We start from the raw sequence: 13,424 nt of genomic DNA, 5'->3' as shown, positions 1-13,424 counted from the left end.
CGCTTTGCCCGTTGGCGGGCCGGCCGTTGTCGCCGGCCCTGTGCACGGCCTACGTGGACGCCTTGGCGTACGTTGCGGCGCCGCCGGCGAAGTCGTACATGATGACCTGTTCGTCGCCTACCACCCAGGCGTCGTGTCCCGGTGGGCAGACGAAGATGTCGCCAGGCCCGATCTCGGCTTCCGTGCCGTCGTCGGCGTGCAGCCGCATCCTGCCCTGCACCACAAACGCGTTGTGGTGCACCTGGCAGGAGTCGGTGCCCGCGATCGGCTTGACGGACTCCGACCAGTGCCAGCCCGGTTCGAACGTGGCGATGCCGAAGGTGCATCCGGACAGGTTGCAGACTTCCAGATGCCCCATGGGGAAGTCGCGGCGTTCGTCCGGCTTGTCGATGTTCTTGACCTCGATCATGACGGTCCCCCCTTCCGTCAACCTCCAGTCTTTCACCGGACGAAACCCCTCACAAGCCGATGAACTGGGCAAATGGCCCGTCATCGGCGGGGCGCCGCTCCCCGCGTGGTGCCGCCCCCAATCGCCCCTCGTGCGGAGCCGCCGCGCAAGCGACGCTGCCGCCCCCGGCGGGGCCGCCCCCTCACGCGAACGCGCCACCCGGGCCGAAGGCCAGGCGGGCGAAGTTCGTCCCGATCCGGCGGTGCCCCTCCTCGCTCGGATGCAGGTCGTCGGGCAGCGGCAGCTCGGCGTGGTCGCGCTCGCCGTAGAGGGAGCGGCCGTCGAGGTAGTGCAGGTGCGGGTCGTCGGCGGCCCGTTCGGCGACGATGCGGGACAGCTCGCCGCGGATGACGTCGAGGGTGAGGCGGCCGGACGCGCGGTCCGCCGGGTCGCCGGTGGGCCGGAAGCGTACGGTGCCGTCCTCGAGCGCGGCCGTCAGCGGCCCCGGCGTGTGCTCCTGGATCGGGCAGAGGATGGCCGATACGACCAGCAGTGGCGTCTCCGGGTGCCCCTCCCTGATCGTGTCGAGGAAGCCGTGCACGGCGGGAGCGAAGGCACGCAGCCGCATGGCGTCGGAGTTGACCAGGTTGATGCCGATCTTGACGCTGATGAGGTCCGCCGGGGTGTCCCGCATCGTACGGGCGGTGAACGGATCGAGCAGCGCGCCTCCGCCGAAGCCCAGGTTGACCAGCTCGACCCCGCCGAGAGCGGCGGCCAGGGCGGGCCAGATGGCGGTGGGGTGGGTGGCGTTGGAGCCGTGGCTGATCGAGCTGCCATGGTGCAGCCACACCCGCCGCCCGCCGGAGGGCGCCGGCGAGACCGGCGCGTCGGTACGCAGGGCGCCGAGCTCGGTGGTCTCGTTGTGCGGCAGCCAGATCTCGACGTCCTTGTCACCGGCGGGCAGGCCGGTGAAGCGGGCGGTGCCAGGCCCTTCGCGCAGCTCGACGACCCCGCTTGTCAGGTCGGTGATGCGCACCCGCCCGCCCGGCACCGTGGCCTGGGCGGCGAGCCGCCCGCCGATCACCAGGTCGTACCCGCCGTCCGGCGGCTGCGGCAGCCCGCGGTAGGCGCGCTTGGTGGGCAGCGTGTCCAGCTCGATGACGGTGGCGGCGGTGCGGAAGGTGAGCCGCACGCCGGACGGCTGGCTCTCGGCCATGGCGAGCTGCTCGTCGGGGATCTGCCTGCGCGCCCGCGCGGGCAGCCGGTGGGGGAGCAGCCCGTACGGCGTGCGCTCCACGTCGAGCGCGCCCCGCAGCAGATCCGCGGTCACGGGTGTGGTGATCAGTTCGCTGTTCATCGCCTCGGCCTGGGAGAAGAAGGGAGAAGTTATACCTATTATGCAGCAACTTAAAAGTATTAAGTTCGGCCACGGTGTCGCCGGTCGGCGCCGCGCGGCCGCCTTGTCCGGCGGGTGATCACGTGACCGGTTGACAGGAACCCCCCGCCCCATGAAACTCTCCCGAAACATGAGGCGCGTTCGGTAAACGTTTACAGGAGTGGTCGATGCCCCTGCCCCGATGGATCACCGCCGGCGCGCTCGCCGTCGTCACCGCGCTCAGCCTGAGCGTTCCCGGCCAGACCGATGTGCGGGCCGGCGGGACGATCACGACCGGCGCCGCGCCCTCACCGGCCCTGGGCGAGGACATCGCCTACAACGTCTACCTGCCCGCCGGCTACGACCGGGACAAGGCCCGCCACCCCGTGCTCTACCTGCTGCACGGCCGGGGCGACAGCATGCAGGCGTGGACCCGGGTCAAGACGACCCTCGACGACATGATCAGGACCAAGCGCATCCCGCCCGTCATCGCCGTCATGCCGGACGCCCCCTGGAGCGAGCGCGGAAGCTGGTACGTCGACTCCCGGTACACCGGCGCCGACCTGCCGGGCCGCCCGGTGGAGACGGCGCTGACCAGGGACCTCGTCAAGCACGTGGACGCGACGTACCGGACGGCGCCCATCAGGCAGGCCCGCCTGGTCGGCGGCTACTCGATGGGCGGCGCGGGCGCGCTGCGCTACGCGCTCGCCCATCAGGACCTGTTCGGCGCCGCCGCCGTGCTCAGCCCCGCCGTCTACACGCCGCTGCCGCCGTCCGACTCCTCGGCCCGCGACTACGGCGCGTTCGGCAAGGGCGGCGAGAAGTTCGACGACGAGGTCTACAAGGAGCTCAACTACCCGGCCCTGCTGCCGGATCTCGACCCCGACCTGCCGGTACGGCTGTTCGTGGCGGTCGGCGACGACGAGTACGCCAACCCCGACCCCGCCGACGCCCGCCACGACCTCGACTTCGAGTCCGCCGCGCTCTACAACGCCGCCCGCCGCTCGCCCGCGATCTCCGCGCAGCTCCGGGTGCTGGACGGCGGCCACGACTGGGACGTCTGGACGCCCGCGTTCGAGCAGGCCATGGCCGACCTCGGCCCCGCACTGAGCGTCACCCCGCCGACGGGCCTGCCCGCCCCGCTGCACGGCGGCTCCGGCGTCGACTGGGCGGGCGGCGTCGCCGCCTCCGCCGACGGCACCCTGACCATCGGGTACGCCACCACGGAGAACGGCAACCTGGACGCCGTCGTGAGCAGGATCGGCGGCTGGACGCGCCGCATCTCCACCCCCGCCGACGAGCGCCTGTACGGGGTCGCCGCGCTGCCGGACGGCGGCGTGCTCGCGGCCGGATACACCAAGGGCGACCTGGACGGGAAGCACGCGGGCAACACCGGCGACGACGCGTTCGTGGTCAGGATCGGCGCGGACGGCGAGGTCCGCTGGATCACCCAGTTCGGCGCGCCGGACGCCGCCGACCGCGTCTACGGGCTGGCCGCCGCCCCTGACGGAGGCGCGTACGTCGCCGGCTACACCAAGGGCGCGCTGGACGGCGAGAACGCCGGAGACAAGGACGCCATCGCCGCCCGTATCACGCCCGGCGGCGAGGTGGCGTGGATCCGCCAGTACGGCGGCCCCGGCGAGGACAAGGCCACCGGCGTCGCCGCCGCGCCCGCCGGCCTCTACCTGACCGGCAGCACCTCGGCCGCCATGCCCGGCACGACCGCGCGCGGCGGCATGGACGGCTGGCTGGCCGCCTACACCGCCGACGGCGCCAGGACCTGGGCCGCCACCGAGGGCGGCGCGGGAGACGACCGGCTCAACGCGGTCACCGTCACCACCACCGGCCTGGTCGTCGCCACGGGTGCCGCTTCCGGAGACGCGCTCACCGTCGCCTACACCGACCGGGGAAAGCGCCGCTGGCAGCACTCGCTCGCCACCGCCCAGGCGGACGAGGGCGCCGCGCTGGCCGCGCTGCCCGGCGGCGAGGTCGAGGTGGTCGGCTACACCCGGGGCAAGGTCGGGGTGCCGGCGGGCGGCGCCGACGTGGTGGCGCTCCGCCTGGACGCCAAGGGCGGTCAGCGCGCCGCCGCCCAGCTCGGCACCGCCAGGGACGACGCCGTGGACCCGTTCTCCGAGCCCAACGTCTACGCCGCCGCGGCGGGGGAGGGGAAGGTGGCGATCGCGGGCCTGACGTACGGCACGCCGGAGGGCGGCCGCGCGCTCGGCAACGGCGACGTCTTCCTCGCCACCGTCCAGCACTGAAGCCATGAAACAGGAAGGGATCGTCCGCCGGCGAAGCGGACGATCCCTCCTACAGCGGATCCCTCTCTACGACGGTCAGGCGCCTCTGTCGAGGAAGGTCAGACGCGCCTCCAGAGGGCGGGCACGTTCGGCGGCTCCCAGCCGGTGAGCGAGGTGTGCGCCTGGATGCACTCGTACGTCGCGCCGCCGTACGTCACCCGGTCGCCGACGCCGTACGCATGGTTCGGGCTCCAGGTGCCGCCGGGCTGCGGGTCGGGGTTCGGGTCCGTCGGCGTGGGGCTGGGCTCGGGCTCCGGCTCGGGGCCGGGGCCGGGCGTGCCGCCGCCGCCGAAGTCGATGTCGGAGCAGGTGTAGAAGGCCTCGTTGCTGCCGACCACGCGCTGCCAGATCGAGTAGAGGATGTGCCGGCCGGTGCGCTGCGGCAGGGTGATGGTCCAGTTCGTGAACGTGGTCGGGTTCTGGTTGGTGAACGTCTTGATGTGCACCAGGTCCGACCACTTGAGGGGCATGGTGGGGTTCCAGCCCTCGCGGGTGATGTAGAACTCGAAGTTGCTGTTCGCGTGCGGGGCGGTCGCGTGGTAGGTGAGCGTGAAGTCGCCGGGCCGCACGGGGGTGGCGGGCCAGTCGGCCCGCTGGAGGTCGAGGCCGCGGTACTTGTCGCGGCCCGCGCTGCAGAGCTTGCCGTCGGGGATGAGCTCGCGGTGCCTGCCGCCCGCTTCGAGGAGCGAGACCTCGTTCCAGTCGTAGAACGCCTGGGTGCCGCCGGCGGCGACGGCCGCCTTGCAGGCTTCGGACTTCGGCGACTCCGGGCCTTCGTTCTTGCAGACGTAGACGCGGCTCGGCGGGTTGGACATGGTGCCGTGGGCGTGGGCGGCGGATGCGGGCAGCAGCACCAGCACTCCGGTGGCCGCGGTGACGGTGGCGACGAACGTTCTCTTGCGCACCTGCGCTCCTGGGGGGTGAGGACAGGATTAAAAAGGAAACCTTACTAAGAATTAACGATTTCTGACTGACGCGCAAGCGGTTCCGGTCAATGGACCGGTCCGATCCCCGAACGCAGGAGCGGCCCGCGCCATGATGGCGCGGGCCGCTCGCATCTCTCCCACCGAAGGGGGTGCGGCGAGAGCTATCGGTGAACGCGGATCAGGCCGCGTCCGACCCGGCGTACGGCGAAAGTCCGGTGAACCCGGCTCAAGCCGCGTCCGAGCCCAGGAAGCCCTCCTTCTTCAGCCACTCGGCGCTGACCTTGTCCGGCTCCATGCCCTCGACGTCCACCTGGGCGTTGAGCTGCTGCATGGTGGCGTCGTCCAGCTTGGCGATGACCGGCTGCAGCACCTTCTCCAGCGCCGGGTACTTCTCGAACGTCTCCTGCCGCACCGTCACGGCGGCGTTGTAGATCGGGAAGAACTTCTTGTCGTCCTCCAGCACCGTCAGGCCGAGCGCGGCGATCCGGCCGTCGGTGGTGAACACCTCACCGAAGTTGCAGGTCTGCCCCTTGTCGGTCTCGGTGTAGACCACGCCGGTGTCGAGCAGCTTCACCTGGTTCTTCGGGATCTCCATGCCGTACGCCTTGGACAGGCCGGGCAGGCCGTCGTCACGCGTGGAGAACTCCGTCTCGATGCAGAGCGTGACCTCCTGCGGCTTGGTCTTGAGCAGCTCGGCCACGTCGGAGACGGTCTTGACGCCCAGCTCCTGCGCCTTCTCGGAGCGGATGGCCAGGGCGTAGGTGTTGTTGAGCGGGGTCGGCCCGATCCACTTGATCTTGTTCTTGCTCAGGTCCGCCTCGGCGGTGGCCTTGAACTGCTCGGCCGAGTCCTGGATCGGCTTGGTGTTCTTGAGGAACTCGATCCAGCCCGTACCCGAGTAGTCCCAGTACAGGTCGATCTCGCCGGACTCCAGCGCCTTACGGTTCGGCACGGTGCCGCCGAGGTTCGTCTTGTCCACGATCTCCGCGCCGTGCGCCTTCAGCAGGTGCACCGCGATCTTGCCGAGCATGATGTTCTCGGTGAAGTCCTTGGAGCCGACGACGAACTTGGCGCCCGCCAGCTCGTTGCCGGCGCTTCCCGTTTCGACGGCGTCGGCGCCGCCGCACGCGCTCGCCGACAGGGTCAGCGCCGCGGCGGCGAGAAAGGTGAGGGTCGTCCTGAGGGGACGGAAACGCATGTCGGATACACCTCGTGTGGGGGTTGCTTACGAGTACTGCTTGACGAAACGGGGGGATTTCCAGGGGAAGATCACATGCCGCGCGGCTTGAGCACGTGCTCGGCCAGACCGCCGAGCCAGTCGATGAGGAACGCGATGCACGCGGTGAGCACGCCGCCGACGATGGTGACGGGCATGCGGTTCAGCTTGAGTCCGTTGATGATCAGCTCGCCGAAGCCGCCGGCGGCGACGAACGCGCCGAGCGTGGCCACGCCGACGGTCAGCACGAGCGCGGTACGCAGACCGGCCAGGATCGCCGGCACCGCGAGCTTGAGCTCCACCCGCCACAGCACCTGGCCGCGGGTCATGCCCATGCCCCGCGCGGCCTCGATGAGCGCGGGGTCCACCTGCTGGACGCCGACCATGGTGTTGCGCAGCACCGGCAGCACGGCGTAGGCGACCAGGCCGACCAGCGCGGTCTTGAAGCCGACGCCCATGAGGAACGTGGCGAGCACCAGCAGGCCGATGGCGGGGACGGCCTGGCCCAGGTTGCCCACCGTGAGGATGATCGGGGCGATGAGCTTGTTGCGGGCCCTCGAGGCGACGATGCCGAGCGGGATCGCGATGATCACGACGAGGAACGTCGCGGCGGCCGTCATCTTCAGGTGCTCGACGGCCTTGGTGAGGATGACCGAGGTGTTGAGGCTGCGCTGCTCGATGGAGTCGAGCTCGAGCGTGCCGACCCACGCGTACAGGGCGACGAGCACGACGGCCACGGCGAACGGGGTGAACAGCAGCTGGCGCAGGTGGGGGAAGCGCCGTTCGAGCGGGCGGACCGGCGCCGCCGTGGCGGCGGGCAGCGTCTGGGCGGTCATCGGCCACCTCCGCTCCCCGCGCGCTGTTGTTCCGGTGCGCCGACCGCCGCGCAGAGCGTGGCGTACGTCACCACCCCCGACGGCGTGCTGCACCGGTCGGTGCCGTGGGCCAGCATGAAGTCGAGCGCCTCGCGCAGCGTGGTGCCGGCCGCCACCTGGGGGAGCGCGGGGTCGGGTTCGGGGCTCTCCACCGGCACGTCCTCGACCCGCAGCAGGGCCAGCCGCTTGAGCGTGCCGTCCTGGCCGATGAAGCTGGCCACGTAGTCGTCGGCGGGGCTGGCGAGGATGTTGGCCGGGGTGTCGTACTGGGCGATGTGGGAGCGCTCGCGCAGGATCGCGATGCGGTCGCCCAGCTTGATGGCCTCCTCGAAGTCGTGGGTGACGAAGATGATCGTCTTGCGGAGCTGCTTCTGCAGGCGGACGAACTCGTTCTGCAGGTGCTCGCGGGTGATCGGGTCGGTGGCGCCGAACGGCTCGTCCATGAGCATCACGGGCGGGTCGGCGGCCAGGGCGCGGGCGACGCCGACGCGCTGCTGCTGGCCTCCGGAGAGCTGGCGCGGGTAGCGGTCGCGGAACGCGGACGGCTCCAGGCTGACCAGCGCGAGCAGCTCCTCGACCCGCTCGGCGATCTTGGCCGCGGGCCAGCCGAGCAGCTTGGGCACCAGGCCGATGTTCTGCGCCACGGTCAGGTGGGGGAACAGGCCGACCTGCTGGATGGCGTACCCGACGTGGCGGCGCAGCTCGTCCGGGTTGAGGCTGAGCACGTCCTGGCCGCCGATGCGGATCTCGCCGGACGTCGGCTCGACCAGCCGGTTGATCATCTTCATCGTCGTCGTCTTGCCGCACCCCGACGGCCCCACGAACACCACGAGCTCGCCTGCGGGGATGTCGAGGGTGACGTTGTCGACCGCTGGGGCCTCCTGCCCCGGGTACTGCTTGGTCAGCGAGCGCAGCTCGATGCGCACGCCTTCGGAGTCACGGTCGAACACGAAGCCCCCTCGGGGTGGTCAGTAGGCGGACGGCGAAGAAGAACAGGTCGAACAGCACGGCGACGACCACGACGCCGAGGGTGCCGGCGAGCGTGGCGTTGAGTGAGTTCACCGAGCCGAGCCTGGACAGACCCTCGAAGATCTGGTTGCCGAGGCCGGGGCCGTCGACGAAGGCGGCGATGGCGGCGATGCCGATGAGCATCTGCGCCGAGATCCGCACGCCGGCGAGGATCAGCGGCCAGGCCAGCGGGAGCTGCACCTGGAACAGCACCCGCGTACGGGTCAGGCCCATCCCGCGTCCCGCCTCCACGGTGGCCGCGTCCAGGCCGTTGAGCCCGGTCACGGTGTTGCGGATGATCGGCAGGAACGCGTACACGACGAGCGAGACCAGCGTCGAACCCCAGCCCAGCCCGGTGATCGGGATGAGCAGGGTGAGCAGCGCCAGCGAGGGGATCGTGAGCACCGCCGCCGAGACCGCTATCGAGCTGCCGCGCACTCTCGGCCGGTCGTAGGAGAGGAGTCCGATGCCGACGCCGATCACGGTGGCGATGAGGATCGCGATCCCCACGACCAAAGCATGTTCCGCGGCGGCCAGCGAGAGAGTGTCCCATCGAGAGACCACGTACTCGCCGAAACTCATGAAGTGACCACCTTCGCTTACGCTTGCATGGATTCGCAAACGTATGCGATCTGTTGCGGTGAGCGCAAAATGTGATGCAGTGAGCGCAACACTAGTGCAATGCTTTCGTTACGAACGGACAAGGATGACGGAGAAGCCGCCACTGTCCTCGGCCGGGCTACGCCGGGACCTGGAGATCCTCGAAGTGCTGGCAGGTCATGGGGATGATCGGGACGCCGACGGCTTCGGCGTGAGCTGGATCGCCGAGCGGTTGGGCCGCGAGAAGAGCCAGGTCTCGCGGGCCCTGCGGTCGCTGGAGCTCGAAGGCATGGTCGAGCGGGATCCCCTGACCAGGCGCTATCGCCTGGGGTGGCGGTTGTTCGCGCTGGCCGCCCGCACCCAGCATGCGCGGCTGGTCCGCCTGGCCGCGCCCTACGTGCGGCGCCTGGCCGCCGCGTTCGACGAGGACGCCTACCTGTGCGTGCTGCGCGGCAGCATGGTCCTGACCCTGCTGTCGGTGCCCTCGTCGCGGGCCTACCACCGGGTCTGGGAGGGGGTGTCGGTGCCGGTCATCATGGCCGGGGCGGGGCGTTCGCTGCTGGCTGACTGGGACGACGACCGCGTTCGCGAACTGCTGAAGGCCACCCTGCCGTCGGGGCTGGACAGCGCGGTGAGCAGCGAGGAGCAGTGGCTGGCCGACATCGCGCACGCTCGCTCGGCCGGGTACGCGATCTCCGACACCGAGCTGGACGACAGCGAGATCGCGGTGTCGGCGCCCGTACGCGACCACCGGGGGCTGATCACGGCGGCGCTGAGCGTGTCGGTCACCCGGGCCGCCGGCCGGTCCCGGCTGCACGAGATCGGTGAGATCGTCGCGCAGACGGCGGCGGAGTTCTCGATCGCGCTGGGACACTCGACGTCGAGCCCCCGGCCCGCGGCGGAGCAGCCCCGCCCCCGCAGACCGGGCCGCCCCGCCGCCGCCCGGCCGGACTCCCGCGTCGAGCCCTAGCGGGGCGGCTCAGGCGGCTGCGGCGGGTGCGAGCGGCGGACGCGGCAGCGGACGTGAGGCACGCGCTCGCCCTGGACGACCACATGCGGGTCCATGGGGAGATGCTGCGCGTCCAGCGATCCGATGGGGGCCTCGGGGTGCCGGCCCTCCGGGCGGGGCCGGTGCGCGGCCCCGGCGGTGCGCCGGGGCCGGCCACCGGCCTTTCCGCCAGCGCGTCGAACACGCGGCGCCGGAATCGACACGCCTCAGAAGATTTGTCTCCGGCCCGTCTCACAGGCCCTTGGCGGCGTAGTCGTAGCGGTCGTTGTAGCGGACGTACGCCTTCTTGCCCTCGAAGAGCTGGAACGGGTCCGGCTGCCACTTCTTCTTGTCCTTGAGGAAGTAGTTGTTGCGCTCGCAGTTGCCGCGCGCCCAGAACGACGAGATCTTGTCCCGCCAGTAGCGGGTGAACTCGAACTTCTTGCATCGCGCCGGTGACGAACGCCACTTCGCCATGGCGCCGCGCCAGTTGCTGTGCTCGTACACGCAGTACCAGCCGCTCGGGCAGGACGCCGCCGTGGCCGACAGCAGCAGCCGCACCGAGCCGCCCTCCCAGGCGATCTCGTTGTTGCTGATCTTCGTGCCGTGCGGGATCGCCGCCAGGTACGCGTTGATCCGCGCGGCGTTGGCCGCCGCCTGGGCCGGGGCGGCGTTGAGCCCGCCCGCCACGACGGCGCCCGCGGCGATCACCGCGCCGGCCCGTACCAGCGTGCGCCGTGCCCGGCCGGTGCCGCGTCCGAGAACGCTCATATCGTCTCCCCCTTTTCGAAGTGGATCACGGTGTCGATCCGTCGGGGGAGACGCTAGGAGGCGCCGTGTTGAGCCTGTGTTGAGCCCGTGTTGAGCTGATGGCGGGACCTGCGGCGTTCTCCCTGCGAAGGCGGCCGATGCGGTCTATGTTGATCACTGAAACGTGAAAAATGTTACTGATGGGGAGTCGTGATGGGGGAGGAGCGCCGAAGGGCGGACCGCGCCGCGCCGGCCGAGCGGATGGACACCTCCGTGCCGCACCCCGCCAGGGTCTGGAACTACTGGCTCGGCGGCAAGGACAACTACGCCCCCGACCGCCAGGTCGGCGACGAGATCGTGGAGGTGATGCCGGACCTGCCGGTCAACGCGCGCGCGGAACGCGAGTTCATCGGCCGCGTCGTGCGCCACCTGGCCGGTGAGTGCGGCGTCGACCAGTTCCTCGACGTCGGCACCGGCATCCCCACCGCCGACAACACGCACGAGGTGGCCCAGCGGGTGAACCCCAAGGCCAGGATCGTGTACGTCGACAACGACCCGATCGTGCTGGCCCACGCGCGGGCGCTGCTGGTGGGCACCGAGGAGGGCGCGACCGACTACCTCGACGCCGACCTGCGCGAACCCGAGCCGATCCTGCGCGACGCGGCCCGCACGCTTGACTTCTCCCGCCCGGTCGCGCTGCTGCTGATGGGCGTGCTGGAGTTCGTGCCGGACGCCGAGCCGGCCCACCGCTCGGTCCGCACGCTCGTGGACGCGCTCCCGTCCGGCAGCTACCTCGCGATCGCGCACAGCGTGCACAGCCCGTCGATGGACAAGGCCGCCGCCGCGTGGAACGCCAGCGGCGCCACCCCGTTGACGCTGCGCACGGAGGAGGAGCTGCGCGCCTTCTTCGACGGGTTCGAGCTGCTGGAGCCCGGCGTCGTCTCGCTGCCGAAGTGGCGTCCCGATCCGCAGACCAGCTTCCAAGACCGCGAGGTGTTCCAGTACGGCGGTCTCGGCCGCAAGCCCTGACCCGGCTCGCCGTGTCAGACCCGCTTAGTGAGACGCTGAGCGTCAGACCCCGCTTGGTGGGACGCTGAGCGGTCAGACGCTGCGCAGCACCGACACCACGATGCCCAGCACCGTGGCCTCGTCGCCGTCGATCACCTCGTACGCCGGGTTGCGCGGCTCGAGGTAGACGTGCCCGCCCCGGCGGCGGAACACCTTGACGGTGGCCTCGCCGTCGATCATCGCGGCGACGATCTGCCCCGAGTGCGCCTCGGGCTGCTGCCGCACGATGACGATGTCGCCGTCGCAGATCGCCGCCTCGATCATCGAGTCGCCGCGCACCCGCAGCGCGAACACCGTGCCCCGCCCCGTCAGGTCGCGCGGCAGCGTCAGCGCCTCGTCCATCACCTCATCGGCCGGGATGGGAACGCCCGCCGCGATGTCGCCCACCACGGGCACGCTCACCAGGTCGGCGCTCGGCTCGGCGGACTCGGGGCGCAGGAACGACCGCACGTCGATCGGCCGCGTCATCGTCGAGCTCCGGCGCAGCAGCCCCTGGTCCTCCAGCGCCTTGAGGTGCTTCGACACCGACGAGGCCGAGCGCAGCCCCACCGCCTTGGCGATCTCGCGCGTGCTCGGCGGGTAGCCGTATCTGACCACGTGGTCCCTGATCGTGGCCAGGATGTGCTGCTGCCGCCGGGGCAGCGATTGGAGGTCGAGGTATTCGAACGCGTCGGGGCCGCCGTAGGTGCTCACCGGCGACATGCTAGAGCCTGCCGCACCGCGGCGTGGTCATCGCGGCGTCAGGCTCCGGAAAGGGCCTGTCGCCTACGGCCCTGCCTTCGTACTCTCAGGGCGTGGAAGGAGGCGGGCATGACGGAGGCAGCGGGCGGCGAGGCGGCGTGGGAGTCGGCGTGGAAGGTGCTCGCGCCGGTGACGGACCTGGTCACGCCCATGGCGGTACGCGTGGCGGCCACCCTGCGCCTGACCGACCTCATCGGCGGCGACCGCGTACCGGTGCAGGAGCTGGCCCGGCGCAGCGGCACGAACGCCGACGCGCTGGACCGGATGCTGCGCCACCTGACCCATCAGGGCGTCTACACCGAGCCCGAGCCGGGCGTGTTCGCGGTGAACGAGCCCGCGGCGCTTCTGGCCTCCGGCCATCCCTCGGGGATGCGGGCCCGCCTCGACCTCGACGGCTTCGGCGGGCGCATGGACCTCGCCTGCACCGGGCTGCTGCACACCGTACGGACCGGGGAGCCCGCCTGGGAGACGGTCTTCGGGCTGTCCATCTGGTCGCACCTGGCCTCCGACGAGCACCTGGGCGCGACGTTCGACGCCATGATGGCCGACGGCTCCGACTACCTGGCCGACGCCGCCGCCGGCTTCGACTGGTCCGGCGTACGGCACGTCGCCGACGTCGGCGGCGGCACCGGCGTCCTGCTCGCCGAGCTGCTGCGGGCACACCCCGGCCTGCGCGGCACCCTCGTGGACCTGCCGGACACGGCCGGGCGCGGCCGCCGGTTCCTGGCCGATCGCGGACTGGACGATCGCTGCTCCTTCGCCGGGCAGAGCTTCTTCGACCCGCTGCCCGCCGGAGCCGACGTCTACGTGCTCCGCCGCGTGATCCACGACTGGGACGACGGCTCCGCCGTACGCATCCTGCGCCGCTGCGCCGAGGCGGCCGGCCCGCGCGGCCGGATCGTCGTGATCGAGTTTCACGGCGGTACGGACGCCGCGCCGGCGATGCGCGCCGAGATGGACCTGCGCATGCTGGTCATCAATGGAGGTCGCGAGCGCACCCTGGAGCAGTACCGGGCCCTCGCGGACGCCGCGTCGCTGGAGGTGACCGGCACGCACATGACCCCGCTCGGCCACCTCGTACTCACCTGTACCCCGGCCGCCGCTTGAACCGCCACCGGGGTACGCGCCGTAGGCCGGACCCTCACCTGCCCACCGACCGGGACCCGCTGAAACCGCGCCACGTCGG

At 71.1% G+C, this 13,424-nt stretch carries 13 protein-coding genes; 4 read left to right on the top strand and 9 right to left on the bottom strand.

The features are described from left to right. Positions 1-49: 49 nt before the first annotated feature. A complete protein-coding gene (locus ACFMQL_RS40140) occupies positions 50-409 on the bottom strand; it encodes a cupin domain-containing protein (RefSeq protein WP_364065060.1) in 360 nt (119 codons plus the stop codon). Positions 410-590: 181 nt separating this feature from the next. Next, the gene (locus tag ACFMQL_RS40135) at positions 591-1,745 is read right to left on the bottom strand and encodes a GDSL-type esterase/lipase family protein (protein WP_378789979.1); all 1,155 of its coding nucleotides are present in this window, start codon (positions 1,743-1,745) and stop codon (positions 591-593) included. Positions 1,746-1,951: 206 nt separating this feature from the next. Between ACFMQL_RS40135 and ACFMQL_RS40130 the strand changes: the two genes are divergently transcribed. Beyond that, a complete protein-coding gene (locus ACFMQL_RS40130) occupies positions 1,952-4,027 on the top strand; it encodes an alpha/beta hydrolase-fold protein (RefSeq protein ID WP_364065055.1) in 2,076 nt (691 codons plus the stop codon). A 98-nt stretch (positions 4,028-4,125) separates the two neighbouring features. On the opposite strand, the gene ACFMQL_RS40125 is transcribed toward ACFMQL_RS40130, so the two are convergent. The 5 genes from ACFMQL_RS40125 to ACFMQL_RS40105 all read right to left on the bottom strand — a co-directional run bounded on the left by ACFMQL_RS40125 (position 4,126) and on the right by ACFMQL_RS40105 (position 8,673). Beyond that, on the bottom strand, positions 4,126-4,971 hold the full coding sequence (locus ACFMQL_RS40125) for a lytic polysaccharide monooxygenase (protein WP_364065052.1): 846 nt from the start codon (positions 4,969-4,971) through the stop codon (positions 4,126-4,128). A gap of 247 nt (positions 4,972-5,218) precedes the next feature. Beyond that, a complete protein-coding gene (locus ACFMQL_RS40120) occupies positions 5,219-6,190 on the bottom strand; it encodes a glycine betaine ABC transporter substrate-binding protein (RefSeq protein WP_364065049.1) in 972 nt (323 codons plus the stop codon). A gap of 71 nt (positions 6,191-6,261) precedes the next feature. Next, positions 6,262-7,044 (bottom strand): ABC transporter permease, encoded by a 783-nt coding sequence (locus tag ACFMQL_RS40115; RefSeq protein ID WP_364065046.1) that lies wholly within the window; start codon positions 7,042-7,044, stop codon positions 6,262-6,264. Then, positions 7,041-8,033: an ATP-binding cassette domain-containing protein gene (locus ACFMQL_RS40110; RefSeq protein ID WP_364065043.1), complete on the bottom strand. Its 993-nt coding sequence runs from the start codon at positions 8,031-8,033 to the stop codon at positions 7,041-7,043. Before ACFMQL_RS40110 ends, ACFMQL_RS40115 begins: the two co-directional genes overlap by 4 nt. After that, positions 8,020-8,673 carry an ABC transporter permease gene (locus ACFMQL_RS40105; protein WP_364065040.1) on the bottom strand — a complete coding sequence of 218 codons (654 nt, stop codon included), beginning with the start codon at positions 8,671-8,673 and terminating at the stop codon, positions 8,020-8,022. The genes ACFMQL_RS40110 and ACFMQL_RS40105 overlap by 14 nt, the downstream gene beginning before the upstream one ends. Positions 8,674-8,797: 124 nt before the next feature. Between ACFMQL_RS40105 and ACFMQL_RS40100 the strand changes: the two genes are divergently transcribed. Further along, positions 8,798-9,661, top strand: a complete 864-nt coding sequence (locus tag ACFMQL_RS40100) for an IclR family transcriptional regulator (protein ID WP_364065037.1) — start codon at positions 8,798-8,800, stop codon at positions 9,659-9,661. A gap of 270 nt (positions 9,662-9,931) precedes the next feature. Here the strand turns inward: ACFMQL_RS40100 and ACFMQL_RS40095 are convergent, their stop codons facing one another. Further along, positions 9,932-10,450 (bottom strand): peptidase inhibitor family I36 protein, encoded by a 519-nt coding sequence (locus tag ACFMQL_RS40095; protein WP_364065034.1) that lies wholly within the window; start codon positions 10,448-10,450, stop codon positions 9,932-9,934. A 192-nt stretch (positions 10,451-10,642) separates the two neighbouring features. Here ACFMQL_RS40095 and ACFMQL_RS40090 point away from each other — a divergent pair, with 192 nt between their 5' ends. Next, complete coding sequence (locus ACFMQL_RS40090) at positions 10,643-11,458, top strand: SAM-dependent methyltransferase (protein ID WP_364065031.1); 816 nt, start codon at positions 10,643-10,645, stop codon at positions 11,456-11,458. 72 nt (positions 11,459-11,530) lie between these two features. Here the strand turns inward: ACFMQL_RS40090 and lexA are convergent, their stop codons facing one another. Beyond that, positions 11,531-12,199 (bottom strand): transcriptional repressor LexA, encoded by a 669-nt coding sequence (gene lexA, locus ACFMQL_RS40085; protein WP_364065029.1) that lies wholly within the window; start codon positions 12,197-12,199, stop codon positions 11,531-11,533. Positions 12,200-12,307: 108 nt separating this feature from the next. Between lexA and ACFMQL_RS40080 the strand changes: the two genes are divergently transcribed. After that, a complete protein-coding gene (locus ACFMQL_RS40080; protein WP_378789973.1) occupies positions 12,308-13,345 on the top strand; it encodes a methyltransferase in 1,038 nt (345 codons plus the stop codon). Positions 13,346-13,424: the final 79 nt, after the last annotated feature.

Origin of the sequence: Nonomuraea fastidiosa, from assembly GCF_042751225.1 — a bacterium.
GTDB lineage: Bacteria > Actinomycetota > Actinomycetes > Streptosporangiales > Streptosporangiaceae > Nonomuraea > Nonomuraea fastidiosa.
The sequence above is the reverse complement of the archived record's forward strand: the minus strand, read 5'-3'. Positions and strand labels throughout refer to the sequence as shown.